This window comes from Candidatus Poriferisocius sp. (assembly GCF_965204015.1).
In the GTDB taxonomy this organism is placed as follows: domain Bacteria; phylum Actinomycetota; class Acidimicrobiia; order Acidimicrobiales; family Bin134; genus Poriferisocius.
On record NZ_OZ241965.1, the window covers coordinates 3462107 to 3479153 of the forward strand.

Below are 17047 nucleotides of genomic sequence, written 5' to 3' on the forward strand. Positions count from 1 at the left end.
TCGGCGCATGATCATCGATGTGGATACCCACTGGGAGATCACGGGGGACTCGGCGGGGGTTGATCCGATGAAGCAGTGGGCCGATCAGATCCCCGACAATCGGACGCATCTGGCCAACGCCATCGCTGGCGACCTGCTCCAGGTGCTGCCCCCGGAGCGAAGGCCCGGACCGGCGGAGTTGCTGCCCAAGCTGTTCGAACGGGCCAAGGAGTCGGGCGGGCCGGTCATCTTGCACCCCCGCCATGACTCCACTGCCGCCGAGCGAGTGGCGTGGATGGACTCGGTGGGCATCGACCACTGCCTGGTGAACCCGGGCGGCTATTGGCAAAAGCTCGACTACTTGCGCCCCGACGATCGGGTGATCGCCGCCCAGCGGTGCAACGACTTCCTCACCGAGCAGCTTTGGGACCAGCGCGACCGCCTCCACACGGTGGCCACCATCGACTTCTCCGACCTGGACCACGCGGTGGCCGAGCTGGAGCGGTGCCGGGAACGGGGCGCCCGGGCGTTCTTCCTCTACACCTTGCGGGGCGCGCCCGTCGGAGGTCCGCCCGGCCACCCCGACTGGGACAAGGTGTGGGCCGCGGCTACCTCGCTGGGCATGGTGGCGGTGATCCATGTGGGCAACACCGAGGCCGACTTCTCGAAATGGGCCGACATCGGCTGGGACCTGCCCGACGGCGCCGGCGTGGGCGGGCTGATCCGGCTGGCCAACACGCAGCGTTTGCACGCCGCTCAGAACCTGGTGGCCAGCCTGCTGTTCGGCGGGGTGTTCCATCGGTTCCCCAACCTCACCGTGTTGGTTGAGGAGATGCGGGCCGGATGGCTCCCCTGGTACGTGGCCACGCTCTCGCGCCAGTGCTTGTCATCGCCGTCTTTGGGCGATTGGCCGTGGCCGGTCAGCGGCGAGGAGATGCTGCACCGCAACCTGCGGCTTACTCCCCTACCCGGCTTCGGCGACACCGACGCCCTCGATGTGCTGGCTGAGCTGCCCGACATGGTGGTGTTCTCCTCCGACTACCCCCACCAGGAAGGCAACGCCGACCCCATTGAGCTATACCGCCCCGCGCTTGACGAACTCGATGACAAAGTCAAGGCCGCGTTCATGGGAGCAACAGCCGCCGATTGCTTCGCCCGCATCGGCGATCCCCTGCCTGCGGTGGCCTAAAGCTACCTAGGGCTCAGCAGCTGCCTAAGACTCAGCGCCCCACGGGCTGCATGTAGAACGTGATGCCGCTGGGGGCTTCTTGCTCGGTGAGGGCGTCGCGGGCTGCGGCCAAGGTCTTGCCTGCCTCGGTCTCCTCATAGAACCAGGCCTCCGCCTGCCGTGCACCCGGAGGCGGGCCGCTGGCCAGCTCAAGGGCGGCCTCCTGGTAGTAGGCCCGGATGTCATGGGCGATGGCGATGGTGTCCAACCGGGGGCCATACACCTCTTTCCAGTGTTCTCCGGCAGCCACCCGCTCGAGGTCGGCCAGCGCTCCAGCCACGCCGTCGGCGTCGATGGCCCGGCCCACCTCGGTAGCGCCCCGTTGGGCCACCGCCCGGTCGTAGGCGGCCCGAAGACCCTGGGCTTCGTCAATAGACGGCGCGATATCGGGGTCGTAGCGGGGCGGCAGCGCACAAGCCAGCGGCGTCTCCACCGCTTCCACCACTTCGGGATAGTCCACCAGCACTGGGCCCGAGGGGGCATCAAGCAGATCGAATGCTGCGGCAAGCACACCGTGTTGGAATTGGGCGTTGTCGGGCATGCCCAACGGGCGACCCAGGGGGAACTCGCAGTACAGCACCCTGGGAACGTTCATCCGCTCAGCCACCGGTCGCATCGACGCCAGCACCACCGTGGCGATCCCAGCTTCTTCCAGTACATGGGCCAGCACACACACGGTGCGCGTGCACAGCGGTCAAACCGGGGTCAATATGGCCACGTCCACCCCGTCGGCCCGCAGTTCGGCCGCCGCAGCCGGACCGGTGTCCAGCCGCACCTCCGACACCGTGTCGGGCTGGTTGCCGGCGAACGCCACATGCCGGGGCGCCACTGCCCCGATAGTCCCGTCAGCGGCCAGTTCCTCCAGGCGGTCGATCGGATACACCACGTTGTGATCGGAGACATACGCAGCCCGGTCGAAGTTCGAACTCCAGTGGCCCAAGATCAGCTCCCGGTCACCCCGGTCGAGCATCCGGTAGCTGGTATCCCCACGACCCACGAAGCGATCCTGATCGGCCCGGTGCAGCCCCGCGCTGGTCACTATGGCCACCGTGGCCTCATTGAGCGGCGGCGGAGACGCCCACGGCGTGGCTTCGAACTCCGGCACCGGCAGGTTGGCCATCATGTCGCGCATCACTTGGTCACTGGACATGGGCCTACTCTGCCACAGGGCTAGATCCCGGTTAGCTGCTGAACGGTGAGCAATTCTTTGCGTAGCTCGGCGTAGCGGGCCCTGACCTCCCGGCCGTCAACCCCAATCGGGGGCTCGACAGTCGCACCCTGGCCGAGTGTCCAGTCGGCGGCCACTTCAGCAGGGCTACGCCCAGCTGACACCGCGGCGGCCTGCACCGCCGCCCCCAGAGCCACCGTCTCGTCTTCGTCGGGCACGATGATCGCTTCGCCGTGCAGCGCCGCAGCCCGAACCCGGTAAGCAGCCGAGCGAGCACCCCCACCGATGAGGTGCAGCCTGCCGCCGGTGCTCACCCCTGCGCTCCGCAGGGCATCGAGCCCGTCGAACAGCCCACACAACACACCGTCGTGGGCGGCTAGCGCCAGCTGCTCGCGGGTGGTGTCGTTGCGCAATCCGGCGAAGAGCCCGGTGGCATCGGGCAGGTCGGGGGTGCGCTCTCCGTCGAAGTAGGGCACCAGCGTTGGTGTGCCCGGGCCGTCATCGGCGGCCAGTGCCAGATCGGCCAGGCCGGCAGCGTCCACACCGAGCCAGCGGGCCACGGTATCGGTGACCCGGGTGGCGTTGAGGGTGCACACCAGGGGCAGAAACGCTCCGGTGGCGTCGGCGAACCCGGCCACTGCCCCTGACGGGTCGCTGGTCGGAGTGCGGGAAACGCTATAGGCCGTGCCCGACGTGCCCAGAGAGATTACCGTGTCGCCCGGTTTCAGTCCGAGGCCGAGGGCCGCGCCCATGTTGTCGCCGGTACCGGGGCCGACGAGGGTTGCATCGCCCAATCCCAGTGTGGCGGCCGCCTCCGGAGTAAGGGTCCCGGCAGCCTCATCGGGTCCCAGTATCCGGGGCAGCCGCGACAGCCAGCCCGCGGGATCGTCGACCACCAACCCCAGCAGATCGGGAGCCATCTCATTGGCATCAGCATCGAACCAGCCTGTGCCCGAAGCGTCGCCCCGGTCGGTGACATGGGCGCCGGACAGCCGCCAAGTGAGCCAGTCGTGGGGCAGCATGATCCGGGCGATCCGGCTGGCCATCTCGGGCTCGTGCTCCAACACCCAGGCCAGCTTGGCGATGGTGAACGAGGCCAGCGGCACCGACCCACAGCGCTGGGCCCACTGCTCTGGGCTGTGGCGAGCCACAAGATCACGGGCTTGGGCCGCCGATGTGGTGTCGTTCCACAGCTTGGCCGGGCGCAGTACCTCGCCGTCGTCGCCCACCAGAACCAGGCCGTGCTGCTGGCCGGCCACGCTGATGGCCACCACTCGGGCCCGGTCGGCCTCGGTAAATTGGGCGAAACACTCGGCCAGCGCCTCCCACCAGTTGCGAGGATCCTGCTCGCTCACCGGCGGATCCCAACGCACGTGGGCATGCGGAGCGCTGGCTCTGGCCGTCAACTGGCCCGAGTCGCGCGCTCGCAGTTCGACCTTGGTCGACTGGGTGGACGAGTCCACCCCCGCCACCAACTCCATCAACTCGGCGTGGTCCAGATGATGCGGTTCACCTCGTTCTCAAGGCGCTCTTGGCGTCCCGACACCGGCTGGGGATCGAGCCCGTCGGCCACCGCCTGGTCGGCCAGGGTGGCCAAGTCCACCTCGCCCTTCATGATGTCGACCCCCAAGCCCGACTCCCACCGGCCGTAGCGGAGGTTGCGGGCCTGCTCGATGGTGCCGTCGGCCAGCATGGCCTCGGCCACCAGCAGGGATCGGGCCAGCGTGTCGATGCCCCCGATGTGGCCCCAGAACAAGTCGTCTCGAGCCATGCTCTGGCGCCGAAGTTTGGTATCGAAGTTGAACCCGCCGGTGGTGAATCCCCCGCCTCGCAAGATCTCGTAGAGGGCCAGAGAGAGCTCGTCCACCGAGTTGGGGAATTGGTCGGTGTCCCACCCGTTCTGCGGGTCGCCCCGGTTGGCATCCACGCTGCCGAAGATGCCGTTGTCCACCGCATAGGCCACCTCGTGGTGGAACGAGTGCCCCGACAGGGTGGCGTGGTTCACCTCGATGTTCACCTTGAACTCGTCGACTAGGTCGTAGCGCTCCAAGAACCCGTGGACCGAGGCGCAGTCGTAGTCGTACTGGTGCTTGGTTGGCTCTTGCGGCTTGGGTTCGAGCAGCAGCGTGCCGGTGAATCCGATCTTGTGCTTGTGCTCAGCCACCAGCGTCAGAAAGCGGGCGAGCTGGTCGGCCTCTTGGCGCAGCCGGGTGTTGAGCAGCGTCTCGTAGCCCTCGCGCCCTCCCCACAGCACGTAGTTGGCCCCATCGAGGCGATGGGTGGCCTCGAGCATGTGTCGTACTTGGGCCGCGGCGTGGGTGAATACATCTGGATCGGGGTTGGTGGCAGCTCCAGCGGCGTAGCGGGGATGGCTGAACAGGTTGGCCGTGCCCCACAGCAGCCGCACACCGGTGGCCTCCATCTTGTCCGCGGCCCGCTCCACCATGGCGTCGAGGTTGGCCCGGCTCTCAGCCAAGGAGTCGCCCTCGGGGGCCATGTCCACGTCGTGGAAGCAGTAAAACGGCGTGCCCAGCTTCTCGAAGAACTCGAAGGCGGCGTCTTGCTTGGCCCGGGCGGCGTCCATCGGATCTTGGCCGGGCTCCAGCCAGGGGCGGTCGAACGTGCCGTGGCCGAAGATGTCGCTACCCGGCCAATTGAAGCTGTGCCAGTAGCACACCGCGATCCGAAGATGGTCTTCCATTCGCCGCCCCAGCACCTGCCGTTCGGGGTTGTACACCCGATAGGCCAGTTGGCCGAGTCCGGCGCTACCCCCGGCATGGGCCACCGGTTCGGGAACGGTGTCAAAGAAGTCGGTCATTAGGGGGCTCCGTCACGACGAGAAATCTGCCGCCTGATTCTAAGGTTCGCCACACGAAGCCGCTCGATTGCGCGTACGCTGGCGGGGTTGAAATCAAGCGACAAGCATGAGAGGCGGGTCCATGTCTTTTCCATCCGATCTTGAGATCGCCCGCGGGGCGAATCTGAGACCGCTCACCGAGATTGCCGAAGAGGCTGGCATCCCAGTTGAGATGCTGGAGCCCTACGGGGCGGGGGCGGCCAAGATCAGCCTGGACGCCATCGAGGCGTTAGCCGACCGACCCAAAGCCCGTTATGTGGTGGTGACCGCCATCACTCCCACCCCGCTGGGCGAGGGCAAAACCACCACCACCGTGGGGTTGGGCCAGGGGTTCGGCCACATCAACAAGCGCGCCACCATCGCCATCCGCCAGCCCTCACTGGGGCCGACGTTCGGCATCAAGGGCGGCGCGGCTGGCGGCGGCTACAGCCAGGTGGTGCCCATGGAGCTGTTCAACCTCCACCTCACCGGGGACATGCACGCGGTGACCGCGGCCCACAACATGTGCTCAGCCATGCTGGATGCCCACATCTACCACGGCAACGAATCGGGCCTGGATCTGCACAACATCACCTGGCGCCGGGTGGTGGATATCAACGACCGGGCCTTGCGCAACATCGTCGTGGGCCTGGGCGGGCGGCTCGACGGAGTCCCCCGGGAATCAGGCTTCGACATCACCGCCGCCTCCGAGGTGATGGCCACCCTGGCGCTGGCCACGTCGCTGTCGGACCTGCGGGCCCGGCTGGGCCGGATCGTGGTGGGCTACACCAAAGCGGGCGACCCGGTGACCGCCGAAGACCTGAAGGCCGCCGGGGCCATGGCCGTGCTGTTGAAAGACGCCCTCAAGCCCAACCTGATGCAGACCCTGGAGGGCGGCCCCGCTCTGGTGCATACCGGACCGTTTGGCAACATCGCCACCGGCAACTCCTCCATCGTGGCCGACCGCATCGCCATCCGCACCGGTGATTTCCTGGTGACCGAGGCCGGGTTCGGCGCCGACATGGGCGCTGAGCGATTCTTCAACATCAAGTGCCGCTACTCGGGCATCGACCCCGATGCCGCGGTGATGGTGGCCACCGTGCGGGGGCTCAAGGCCCACTCCGGCAACCACCGGATCGTGGCCGGGCGTCCTCTGCCCGAGGCACTGCTGGCCGAGAACCCCGACGAGGTACACGCCGGGGGCGACAACCTCCGCAAGCAGCTCTCCAACATGAAGGCCCACGGTGTGACCCCGGTGGTGGCCATCAACGCCTTCCCCGGCGACCACGACGCCGACTTGGCCGCCATCGCCGAGATCGCCGACGAGTACGGCGCCCGCTGCGCGGTCACCACCCACTTCTCCGACGGCGGTGCGGGGGCGGCCGAGCTGGCCGAAGCTGTGGCCGAGGCCTGCGAGGAGCCCAGCTCCTTCAAGGTGCTGTACGAGGACGATCTCTCGCTCAAAGACAAGATCGCCGCGGTGGCCACCACCGTGTACGGCGCCGATGGCGTGGAGTACTCGGCCACCGCCAACCGCCAGCTCGACACCTACGAGTCGGCCGGCTTCGGCCACCTCCCGGTGTGCATCGCCAAAACCCACCTGTCCATCTCGTCCGACCCCTCCCTCAAGGGAGCCCCCACCGGCTGGACCCTGCCGGTGCGGGAAGTGCGGGCCTCGGTGGGCGCCGGTTTCGTCTACCCCATCTGCGGCGACATGCGAACCATGCCCGGCCTCGGCCGCCAACCCGCCGCTATGGGCATCGACCTCGACGAAAACGGAGAGATCGTCGGACTGAGCTGACCGCAGTCGAGGCGGCCGAGGGCAGATAGGCTTGATTTACCTCAGGGTGCCGCTGAGGAAAGGGGGTGCAAATGGCGAGGCGGGAACGTTTGACCGTGCCGATGGTGCGGGACAACGGGAGCCTGCGAAAAGCGACGTGGGAAGAGGCCCTATCGCGGGCCTCGGCCGGGTTCAACCAGGTGCTGTCTGAGCATGGGCCGCAGGCGTTCGGAATGTTCAGCTGCTCCAAGGCCACCAACGAGATGAACTACATCGCCCAGAAGTTCATCCGAACGGTGGTGGGCTCCAACAACATCGACTCCTGCAACCGAACTTGACACGCTCCCTCGGTCGTCGGTCTGGCGACAGTGTTCGGAGCGGGAGGGGGCACTTGCTCCTATCAGGAGGTTGAGGAAACCGACGTGATCCTCTTGTGGGGGTCCAATGCCCGCGAGGCCCACCCCATCTTCTTCCACCACGTGCTCAAAGGCCTCGACAACGGTGCCCGCATGTACTGCGTCGACCCCCGCTACACCTCTTCGGCCCAATTCTCCGACGTGTGGGTGGGCATCGACGTGGGCACCGACATCGCCCTGGCCAACGGCATCGCCCGAGAGATCGTCCACGCCGGTTTGGCCAACCAAGACTTCATCGCCCACTCCACCCAGGGATTCGAGGCCTACGCCGCCTCGGTGGAGCCGTTCACCCCCGACGCAGTAGCCGCCATCTGCGGCATTCCCGCCGAGGTGGTGGTGGAGATGGCCCACGCCTACGCCACCGCGGAAACAGCCCAGATCCTGTGGACCCTGGGCATCACCGAGCACCACAACGCGGTCGACAACGTGCTGTCTCTGTGCAATCTGGCCCTGCTCACCGGCCATGTGGGTCGGTGGGGTTCGGGCCTGGTGCCACTGCGGGGCCAGAACAACGTGCAGGGCGGCGGTGACATGGGGGCCATCCCCAACAAGTTCCCCGGCTTCGCCGGCGTGGACGATCCTGATCACCGGGCCCGATTCGAGGCCGCTTACGGCCGAGAGCTCAACCCAGTTCCTGGGTTGCACCTCACCCTCATGTTCGAGGCCATGGAACGGGGCGATCTGCGGGCGCTGTATGTGATCGGCGAGAACCCAGCCGATTCAGAGGCCGACGTGGCTCACGCCCGAACCCAGCTTGAGGGCCTGGACATCCTGGTGGTGCAGGACATTCTGATGACCCGCACCGCGGAAATGGCCGATGTGGTGCTGCCCGCCTCGGTGGCCTGGGCGGAGAGCAACGGTACCGTCACCTCCAGTGAGCGACGGGTGCAGCGTGTACGGCCCGCGGTCTCTCCCCCCGGCCAAGCCCGCCACGACATCGACATCTTGTGCGACATGGCCGAGGCCATGGGTGATGAACTCGGGCCCCGCGACCCGGAGGCGGCGTGGGACGAGCTCCGCTCTTTGTCGGCGATGCATGGGGGGATGGCCTGGGAGCGCCTAGAGGCCGCTGGCGGCCTGCAATGGCCGTGTCCTGATGAGGACCATCCCGGTAGTGCCTTCCTCCACGGCTGGCTGTGGGCCGACGACCTGGAGGGCCGCGAACCGGCACCCTTCTCGGTGTTAGAGCACGAGGGGCCCACCGAGGAGTTGAGCGAGGAGTTCCCCCTGCGGCTCACCACCGGGCGGGCGTTGGATTCTTACAACACCGGGGTGCAGAGCGGTAATTATGACTCACCGCTGCGGTTCGCTGGCCTGGATTTGAACGCTCACGATGCCGCGGGCTTAGGCATCGCCGATGGCGACCGGGTGCGGGTCTGCTCCCCCCGAGGATCAGTGGAGATGAACGCCCGGGTGGTGTCAAGCCTGCCGCAAGGGCTGGCCTTCACCACCCTCCACCATCCCGAACTGATCGACGTGAACGTGCTCACCAACCCCGACTGGGATCCCAAATCTGGCACCGCCGAGTTCAAGGCGGCAGCCGTCCGGGTAGAGCGGATTGCTTCTCAGCAGACCGCCGCGACCGCAGGCACCTCCGTTGGCTGATCTTCATTTCGGCGAAGACCAGCCCACCAAAGCCGAACAGGCCGCCATCGACGCCATCGTTCCCCAAGCCAACGCGGCCACCGTTGTCGAAACCGAGCGGATCGTTCGCGGAGGCCGCAGCCGGCGCCATGGCCTTCGCCACCTGCTGTTGCCGGTGCTGCACTCGCTCCAGCACGAGATCGGCTGGATCAGCCCCGGTGGCCTAAACGGGGCGGCCGAGCGGCTGGGGGTTCCCCCCGCCGAGGCCTATGGCGTGGCCACCTTCTACGAACTGCTCCGCACTAGCGACCCCGGTCACCGCGACGACGTCGTCCATGTCTGCGTGGACCCGGTGTGCGCTCTGGTCGGAAACGATGAGCTTCGGGCCTCGTTAGAAGCCGATGGGGCCAAGGTCCACGACAGTCCCTGCCTCGGCCAGTGCGAGCGGGCCCCGGCCCTGTTCGTCCAGGGTGTTGGGCGGCCCGATCGGGTGCCGGCCGACGATGGCGAGGACTTCCATCTGCCCCAAGCCGGGGACTCCGGCCTGCGGGTGCTGAGCCGGGTGGGTGTGGTCGATCCCACCTCCCTGGACTCCTATCGGGAACATGGCGGCTATGAGGCCCTCACTGCGGCCGTTGTCATGGGACCAGACGCGGTCATCGCCGCCATATCCGACTCAGGGTTGTCGGGCCGGGGCGGAGCGGCCTTCCCCACCGGGATCAAGTGGCGGGCCGTGGCCGACGAGCCCGGGCCCGACAAACACGTGGTGGCCAACTGCGACGAGTCGGAGCCGGGCACCTTCAAAGATCGCATCGTCTGCGAGCACGATCCGTTCGCAGTCATCGAGTCGATGACCATCGCCGGACTGGCCACCGGTTCGCCCCACGGGTGGATCTATATCCGAGGCGAGTACCCCCGGGCCACCGCCCGACTGGAGGATGCCATCGTCCAGGCCCGGGCCGCGGGTCTGTTGGGCGACGACGTGGCCGGCAGCGGGCAACGCTTCGACATCGAGGTTCGCCGGGGGGCGGGGGCCTACATATGTGGTGAGGAGACAGCCCTGTTCAACTCCATCGAGGGCTTTCGGGGCGAACCCCGCAACAAGCCCCCCTTCCCCACCACCCACGGCCTGTTCTCCCAGCCCACTGCCATCAACAATCCTGAGACTCTCATCAACGTCTTGGACATCGTGATCGACGGTCCCGACACCTACCGCTCAGTGGGCACCGAGCGCTCCCCCGGCACTCGGTTGTTCTGCTTGTCGGGTCGGATAGGGGTTCCCGGGCTCTACGAAGTGCCGTTCGGCACCACCCTGGGAGAGCTGCTCGATTTGGCCGGAGGGCCGACCGGGCAGTTGGCCGCGGTGCTACTGGGCGGCGCGGCCGGAGTGTTCGTCGGTCCCGATGCCCTCGACATGCCTCTCACCCTGGAAGACACCCGTGAAGCGGGCGCCACCCTGGGGTCGGGGGTGGTCACCGTGTTCGACGATGCCGTGGATATGGAAGCTGTGGTAGTCCGAATTGCCGAGTTCTTCCGGGACGAGTCGTGCGGCCAGTGCGTGCCCTGTCGGGTGGGCACCCAGCGCCAACACGAGGTGTTGGTCGAGCTGCAAGCCTCCGGCCAGCCTCTGGCCCCTCAGCGATCCGAACTCATCGACGACATGGCCCTGGCCATGGTGGACGCCTCCATCTGCGGCCTGGGCCACACCGCCGCCTCCGCGGTGCGTTCCGCTTTGGCGCTGGGCCTGATAGGAAATAGCCAGTGAGCGGCGTCATCACCGAGACCGCGGTCACCATCCGGGTCGACGGCCAAGAGGTAGCCGTGCCCGAGGGCGCGACCATCCTGGATGCCTGCGACGCCGCCGGCGTAGAAACTCCGACCATCTGCTACGGCCCCACCCTCACCCCGGTCAACGTGTGCCGGGTATGCGTTGTTGAATTGGACGGCAGTCGGGCCCTGGTGCCCTCCTGCTCCCGTCCCGCCGAGGAGGGCATGGTGGTCCACACCGACAGCGAGCGGGTACGGCACAGCCGCAAGATGGTGCTGGAGTTCCTGGCCACCGGGGTCGACGTGTCCCAGGCCGACGAGTTGGGCCAGTGGGCCGAGCACTACGGGGCCGACCCCGACCGCTACGTCCCCGGCGGCCAGACCATGAACGAGCCGGTGCGAGTGCAGGACAACCTCTACATCCGGGACTACGACAAGTGCGTGCTGTGCTACCGCTGTGTGGAGGCCTGCGGCGACGACGCCCAGCACACCTACGCCATCTCGGTGGCCGGCCGGGGCTTCGGCGCCCGCATCTCCACCGAGTTCGACGTGACCCTGCCCGACTCGGCCTGCGTCTACTGCGGCAACTGCGTAGCCGTGTGCCCCACCAACGCCCTCCAGTTCAAGACCGAGTTCGACCTGCGCCAAGCCGACGACTGGCGCCCCGAGGACCAGACCGTCACCCAAACGGTGTGCTCCTACTGCGGCGTCGGCTGCAACCTCGAACTCCACGTCCAAGACAACCAAATCGTCAAATGCACCTCCCCCGACGACCACGACGTAACCCAGGGCAACCTCTGCATCAAAGGCCGCTTCGGCTGGAACTACGTGTAGCTCAGATATGACAGGTAGAGGGCGGTCTCTCATGGCGGGAGCCGTTGCACTGGCTTTGACAGCCGCGGCGTCCTGTGGCGATGCGAAGACCTCGCCGGACACTTCGCCACCCGTCCCCACTGCGGCTGCTCCCACCGTGCCAGTGCCCGACGACCCCACTCCCGCAGCGTCTCAGTCGGGCACCGGCATCTCCTCAGCGGCCACCGCTGAACCCGAACCCGTTCCTTCGGCGTCTCCGTCAGCCGCCAGCACCCCTTCCGCGGCCACCCCGGAGCCGGGGCCGTCCTCTGTGGCAGAGCAGATTGAGTGGACCAGCTGCTTCGGCCTCGAGTGCGGCTTCGTAAACGTGCCCGCCGACTACCGGTCGCCTGATGCCGGCACCATCAAGATCGCCGTCAATGTGCGCCGGGCTGCTGATCCCAGTCAGCGAATCGGCTACCTGCTGGTAAACCCCGGAGGTCCCGGTGGCAGTGGCGTCGAGTTTGTCGCCAACGTCGGACGCTCCTCTTATGCACTGCACGAGCGCTTCGACATCGTGGGGTTCGACCCCCGCGGTGTTGGCGGATCCGAACCCGCCTTCGCCTGCGGAGCCTCCGGCGAGCAACTCGAACTGCTCGCTGCCATCGACATGCCCATCGACAGCCCCGACGACATCGCGTTCGGGGAAGCCGCTGCCAACCTGTGCATCCAGTCCATGGGCCCCATTGGCGGCCTCTTGCACAGCGAATATGTCGCTCGCGACATGGACGAGATCCGCAAGGCCTTGGGAGTCGAACAAATCTCCTATCTGGGATTTTCTTACGGCTCGACTCTCGGCGTCTGGTACGCCACGCTCTTTCCTCAGTCTGTGCGCGCGATGGCGGTCGACGGTGCCGACAATCCAATTGACCCGGCCAGCACCCGGCAGGAACGCGTCGAAGAGGCTACCGAGGAGATCGCGGCCTTTGCTGGCCTTCTCGACCAAGCCCTGGCCGCATGCGACGACCCGCAGTGCCCGATCTACAACCAGGGAGATCCGGTCGCCTACTTCAGGCAGGCTGTTTTGGGGCTGGATCTGGTCAATCAGGCAGCCAGCGGCAACCCCTGGGCGAGAGTGCTGGGAGTCATCCTCACCCTCTATAACGAGGACTCCTGGCCTCTCTTGTGGCAGGGGCTGTTCCAGCTCCATGAGAAGGACGACCCGTCGATCCTGCTGGAGTTCGCCTTGCGGCAACTGGGCGATGATCCCACAGCTGCCAGTTTCACCGAGCACGTCAATTGCCTGGACGACCTAGCCTTGTACCCAGAATTGGACCGCGACACCCGACTGGCCGACGCCGCGGCCATTGAGGCCGTCGTCGAAGAGCGGTTCCCGCTGCTAGCTCTGATCGACCCCTCGTTCCCCAGCGCCTGCCCGTTCTACGACCAATTCGCCCCCGACCCCCTCCAAGGCCCCCTCGACGGCCGAAGCGTGCCCATCTTGGTGATCGGCAACCACTCCGACCCGGCCACTTCCTTCGGTGAGTCCGAAGAACTCGTTACCGAGACGCTCACCAACGGCTATCTGGTAGAAACCATGCACCCCGCTCACGTCGTCTTCCCCCACAACCGCTGCGTCAACGATCACGTCCACCGAGCGCTAATCGACGTGGCGTATCCCGACAAGCGCCGGGTCGTCTGCGAGCCGCAGGAATGACAGGCGACGACAGCCAGGTCCCGTTACGTCATTATCCAATGCAACTCCCCCGACGACCACGATGTCACCCGGGGCAACCTAGACATAAAAGCCCGCTTCGGCTGGACCTACGTGTAGCTCAGGTATGACAAGTAGAAGGCGACAGTCGTTGACGGATTTGGGATTTGGGGGGGGGGGGGGGGGAACTACGTTCAGCCCGGATGACAGGTAAAGGGCGTTCTCTGGTGGCGGGAACCGTGGCATTGGCTCTGCTGGCCGCGTCCGTGCTGGTTGCCGTCAGCGCCCAGGAGGCGACCGCGCAGTCGGCCGATCAGAGCGCGGCGGAGCGTTGCTCGGAGTTTCACCTCTTTGGCGCCGAGCCGGTGGACGTGGCCAAGACCGCCGACGGCGAAACCGTGCTGGCCCAGGTCCGGTGGGGATTCCATGACAGCATCGGCTGCTTCCTCACCCTTGACGACGACGCGTTGGCCGCTCTGCGGGCCGCGGACCCGCCCCCGAGCCTGCCAACGGGTGAGACCGACGACTCTCGGCGCTGTTTTGAGCATCACCGGTTCGGGGCCGAGCCGGTAGATGTGGCCAAAACCGCCGACAACCAGACCGCGCTGGCCCGCCTGAGCTGGGGGTATGACGACAGCATCGGCTGCTTCTTGGCCTTCGATGCGGCCGCGGTCAACACGCTGCGCGCCATTGAACAAGCCCCCGACGCCCCCGGCACCCCCGCCGACCTCACCGCTGTTGCCGGCAACGGCCAAATCGCGGTCAGCTGGGCCGAGCCTGCCGACACCGGCGGATCGGCCATCACCGTTTACACCCTGGCCTACAAGGCCACCACCAGCGGCTGCCCGATCACTCTCGACGCCACCTGGACCGTCCGCACCATCTCCAACACCTCCGTCACCATCACCGGCTTGACCAACGGCACCGCCTACCGGCTGTGCGCCAAAGCCGCCAACACCGCCGGAGACAGCGACTGGGTTGGCACCACCGCCACACCCGCCACCACCCCGGGCGCTCCCGCCAACGTGGACGCCGTCTCCGGCGACGGCGAGCTCACCGTGTCGTGGACCGAGCCCGCCGACACCGGCGGATCGGCCATCACCGTTTACACCCTGGCCTACCAGGCCGGCGCCACTGCATGCCCGGCCGACGCCGACGCCGCCTGGAACCCCCGCATCACCTCCAACACCTCCGTCACCATCGTAGGCCTGGCCAACGGCACCGCCTACCGGCTGTGCGTCAAAGCCGCCAACACCGCCGGAGACAGCGGATGGGTCGCCACCACCGCCACTCCCGCCACCACCCCGGGCGCTCCCGGCAACGTGGACGCCGTCTCCGGCGACGGCGAGCTCACCGTGTCGTGGACCGCTCCCGCCAACAACGGCGGAGCGCCCATCACCGACTACACCGTGGCCTACCAGGCCGGCGCCACTGCATGCCCGGCCGACGCCGACGCCGCCTGGAACCCCCGCATCACCTCCGAAACCACCGCCACCATCGCAGGCCTGGCCAACGGCACCGCCTACCGCGTGTGCGTCAGAGCCACCAACAGCGCCGGAGACAGCGGATGGAACAGCACCACCGCCACCCCCGCGGGAAAGCGCATCGAGTGGACTAACTGCGGCGCCGACCTCGAATGCGGCTTTGTGGACGTACCCGCCGACTACCGGTCACCCGAGGCCGACACCATCAAGATCGCTGTTAACGTGCTCCGGACTGCCTCTCCCGAGCAGCGGATCGGCTACCTCCTGGTGAACCCCGGAGGTCCCGGCGGCAGCGGTGTGGAGCTTGTCGCCGGCGGCGACCGCTTCGCCGATCAACTGCTCGAGCGTTTCGACATCGTGGGGTTCGACCCCCGCGGCGTCGGCGCATCCGAGCCCGCCTTCTCCTGCGGGGCCTCCGGCGAGCAACTCGAACTGCTCGCGGCAATAGACATGCCCATCGACAGCCCCGACGACGTTGCGGCTGGAGAAGCGGCCGCCAACCTGTGTATCCAGTCGATGGGCCCCGTCGGCGGCCTCCTGCACAGCGAATACGTTGCCCGGGATATGGACGAGATCCGCAAGGCCCTGGGTGTCGAGCAGATCTCCTACCTGGGATTCTCCTACGGCTCGACCCTCGGCGTCTGGTACGCCACGCTCTTTCCTCAGTCTGTGCGGGCGATGGCAGTCGACGGCGCCGACAACCCGGTTGACCCGGCCAGCACCAGACAGGAACGCATCGAGGAGTACATTGAGGAGGTTGCCGCCTTTGCCGATGTGCTGGATCAGGCATTGTTCGCGTGCGACGATTGGCAGTGCCCGATCTACAACTGGGGGAACCCGGTCGCGTATTTCAGGAAGGCTGTCACCAAGCTTGACCTGGTAAACCAGGCAGCCAGTGGCAATCCGCGGGCTGGTGTCTTGGGTGTGCTCACCACGCTGTATAGCCAGGATTACTGGCCCTATTTGTGGCACGGGCTGTTTGAGCTCCAAGAGGACAACGACCCGTCGATCTTCCTGGAGCTCGCATTGCTGCATCTGGGCGAGGATCCCGCCGCGGCGAGCTTCACCGCGCACGTCAACTGCCTGGACAGCCTGACCTTGTACCCGGAACTGGACCGCGACACACTGCTGGCCGACGCTGAGGCCGCCGGGGCCGTTGTGGAGGAGCGGTTCCCCCTGTTGGCGATGTTGTCCCCCCCTCTACCCAGCGCCTGCCTGTTCTACGACCAATTCGCCCCCGACCCCCTTCAAGGCCCCCTTGACGGCCGAGGCGTGCCCATCCTGGTGATCGGCAACCACTCCGACCCGGCCACTTCCTTCGGCGAGTCCGAAGAACTCGTTACCGAGACGCTTACCAACGGTTATCTAGTAGAAACCACGCACATCGCTCACGTCGTCTACCCCCACAACGACTGCGTCAACCACCACATCCACCGGGCGCTAATTGACGTGGCGTATCCCGACAAGCGCCGGGTCGTCTGCGAGCCGCAAGAGTAGGGGCGACGACAGCCAGTCCCTTTGCTTCACCACCCATTGCGCCTCCCCCAACGCCCACAACGTCACCCACGGCAACCCCTGTATCAAACGCCGCCCCGGCTAGAACTACGTGCGAAGCGACGTAAGATTTAGACATGGTCCTGCTGCTCATCCTACAACTGGACGCACTTGCCAACTTGGAAATAAAGAGATTAGACTGAAAGTTATCTAAAGTATATGGCTACGACTGAAGCTGGATTGGCCGACACGAAGCTGCTCACCGCCGACGACCTGCTGCGGTTGAGCGGTCAAGGCGTGCGCGGCGAGCTGGTGCGGGGAGTGCTTCACGAGACGATGGCATCAGGACACCGACATGGCAAGATCGCGGTAAACGTTGTCATGGAGCTGGGCAACTTCGTAAGGCCCAGGAAGCTGGGCTCGCTAGTGGCCTCCGATTCGGGCGTGTGGCTGGAGCGCGACCCCGACACCGTGCGCGAGCCCGACGTGGCGTTCACCTCAGCAGAGAAGATCCCACTGGACGCAGAGATCGACGGCTACGCCGAAGTCGTTCCCGACCTGGTGGTGGAAATCGTCTCACCAAGCGACAGCCGCCGCTGGGCCCGCGACCGAGCGCAGATGTGGCTTGGCCACGGAGCCCCGCTGGTGTGGATAGTCCACCCCGACACCCGAACCATCGATGTGTACCGCCCTGGCGCGGACTCCACGACCCTGCAAGAAGACGACTCCCTCGAAGGCCACGACGTCCTCCCCGGGTTTACCTGCTCTGTCAGCACAATCTTCGACTGAACGTCTCGGCAGACTC

The 17047-nt window shown here is 66.5% G+C and carries 11 protein-coding genes and 2 pseudogenes; 9 read left to right on the top strand and 4 right to left on the bottom strand.

The window, feature by feature from the left end; all coding sequences use genetic code 11:
• Positions 1–7 precede the first annotated feature (7 nt).
• A complete protein-coding gene (locus tag ACOGJC_RS15645; RefSeq protein WP_419845925.1) occupies positions 8–1168 on the top strand; it encodes an amidohydrolase family protein in 1161 nt (386 codons plus the stop codon).
• Positions 1169–1199: 31 nt separating this feature from the next.
• On the opposite strand, the gene ACOGJC_RS15650 is transcribed toward ACOGJC_RS15645, so the two are convergent.
• Genes ACOGJC_RS15650 through xylA form a run of 4 tightly spaced genes read right to left on the bottom strand, consistent with a single transcriptional unit; the run spans position 1200 to position 5193 of the window.
• Positions 1200–1883 carry a hypothetical protein gene (locus ACOGJC_RS15650; protein ID WP_419845926.1) on the bottom strand — a complete coding sequence of 228 codons (684 nt, stop codon included), beginning with the start codon at positions 1881–1883 and terminating at the stop codon, positions 1200–1202.
• An 18-nt stretch (positions 1884–1901) separates the two neighbouring features.
• The gene (locus tag ACOGJC_RS15655) at positions 1902–2357 is read right to left on the bottom strand and encodes a glycine/sarcosine/betaine reductase selenoprotein B family protein (RefSeq protein WP_419845927.1); all 456 of its coding nucleotides are present in this window, start codon (positions 2355–2357) and stop codon (positions 1902–1904) included.
• A 20-nt stretch (positions 2358–2377) separates the two neighbouring features.
• Complete coding sequence (gene xylB / locus ACOGJC_RS15660) at positions 2378–3856, bottom strand: xylulokinase (protein WP_419845928.1); 1479 nt, start codon at positions 3854–3856, stop codon at positions 2378–2380.
• Entirely contained in the window at positions 3856–5193 is a 1338-nt protein-coding gene (gene xylA / locus ACOGJC_RS15665) for a xylose isomerase (RefSeq protein WP_419845929.1), read from the bottom strand. The genes xylB and xylA overlap by 1 nt, the downstream gene beginning before the upstream one ends.
• 121 nt (positions 5194–5314) lie before the next feature.
• Between xylA and ACOGJC_RS15670 the strand changes: the two genes are divergently transcribed.
• The 8 genes and pseudogenes from ACOGJC_RS15670 to ACOGJC_RS15705 all read left to right on the top strand — a co-directional run bounded on the left by ACOGJC_RS15670 (position 5315) and on the right by ACOGJC_RS15705 (position 17031).
• Entirely contained in the window at positions 5315–7012 is a 1698-nt protein-coding gene (locus tag ACOGJC_RS15670; protein WP_419845930.1) for a formate--tetrahydrofolate ligase, read from the top strand.
• A 71-nt stretch (positions 7013–7083) separates the two neighbouring features.
• Complete coding sequence (locus ACOGJC_RS15675) at positions 7084–9012, top strand: molybdopterin oxidoreductase family protein (protein ID WP_419845931.1); 1929 nt, start codon at positions 7084–7086, stop codon at positions 9010–9012.
• A 148-nt stretch (positions 9013–9160) separates the two neighbouring features.
• Positions 9161–10339: pseudogene (locus tag ACOGJC_RS15680) on the top strand (NAD(P)H-dependent oxidoreductase subunit E); the annotation flags it as partial.
• A 171-nt stretch (positions 10340–10510) separates the two neighbouring features.
• Positions 10511–10756: pseudogene (locus ACOGJC_RS15685) on the top strand (NADH-ubiquinone oxidoreductase-F iron-sulfur binding region domain-containing protein); the annotation flags it as partial.
• The gene (locus ACOGJC_RS15690; RefSeq protein WP_419845932.1) at positions 10753–11592 is read left to right on the top strand and encodes a 2Fe-2S iron-sulfur cluster-binding protein; all 840 of its coding nucleotides are present in this window, start codon (positions 10753–10755) and stop codon (positions 11590–11592) included. The pseudogene ACOGJC_RS15685 and the gene ACOGJC_RS15690, both read left to right, overlap by 4 nt.
• A 31-nt stretch (positions 11593–11623) precedes the next feature.
• Positions 11624–13267 (top strand): alpha/beta fold hydrolase, encoded by a 1644-nt coding sequence (locus ACOGJC_RS15695; RefSeq protein ID WP_419845933.1) that lies wholly within the window; start codon positions 11624–11626, stop codon positions 13265–13267.
• 200 nt (positions 13268–13467) lie between these two features.
• Entirely contained in the window at positions 13468–16245 is a 2778-nt protein-coding gene (locus ACOGJC_RS15700; RefSeq protein ID WP_419845934.1) for an alpha/beta fold hydrolase, read from the top strand.
• 216 nt (positions 16246–16461) lie between these two features.
• Entirely contained in the window at positions 16462–17031 is a 570-nt protein-coding gene (locus tag ACOGJC_RS15705) for a Uma2 family endonuclease (protein ID WP_419845935.1), read from the top strand.
• The last annotated feature ends 16 nt before the right edge of the window (positions 17032–17047 follow it).

What these genes read in the sequence shown, in the direction of transcription:
- ACOGJC_RS15645 (WP_419845925.1), top strand. Translation starts at nt 8, where the DNA reads ATGATCATCGATGTGGATACCCACTGGGAGATCACGGGGGACTCGGCG.
- ACOGJC_RS15655 (WP_419845927.1), bottom strand. Translation starts at nt 2,357, where the DNA reads ATGTCCAGTGACCAAGTGATGCGCGACATGATGGCCAACCTGCCGGTG.
- xylB (WP_419845928.1), bottom strand. Translation starts at nt 3,856, where the DNA reads ATGGAGTTGGTGGCGGGGGTGGACTCGTCCACCCAGTCGACCAAGGTC.
- xylA (WP_419845929.1), bottom strand. Translation starts at nt 5,193, where the DNA reads ATGACCGACTTCTTTGACACCGTTCCCGAACCGGTGGCCCATGCCGGG.
- ACOGJC_RS15670 (WP_419845930.1), top strand. Translation starts at nt 5,315, where the DNA reads ATGTCTTTTCCATCCGATCTTGAGATCGCCCGCGGGGCGAATCTGAGA.
- ACOGJC_RS15695 (WP_419845933.1), top strand. Translation starts at nt 11,624, where the DNA reads ATGGCGGGAGCCGTTGCACTGGCTTTGACAGCCGCGGCGTCCTGTGGC.
- ACOGJC_RS15700 (WP_419845934.1), top strand. Translation starts at nt 13,468, where the DNA reads ATGACAGGTAAAGGGCGTTCTCTGGTGGCGGGAACCGTGGCATTGGCT.
- ACOGJC_RS15705 (WP_419845935.1), top strand. Translation starts at nt 16,462, where the DNA reads ATGGCTACGACTGAAGCTGGATTGGCCGACACGAAGCTGCTCACCGCC.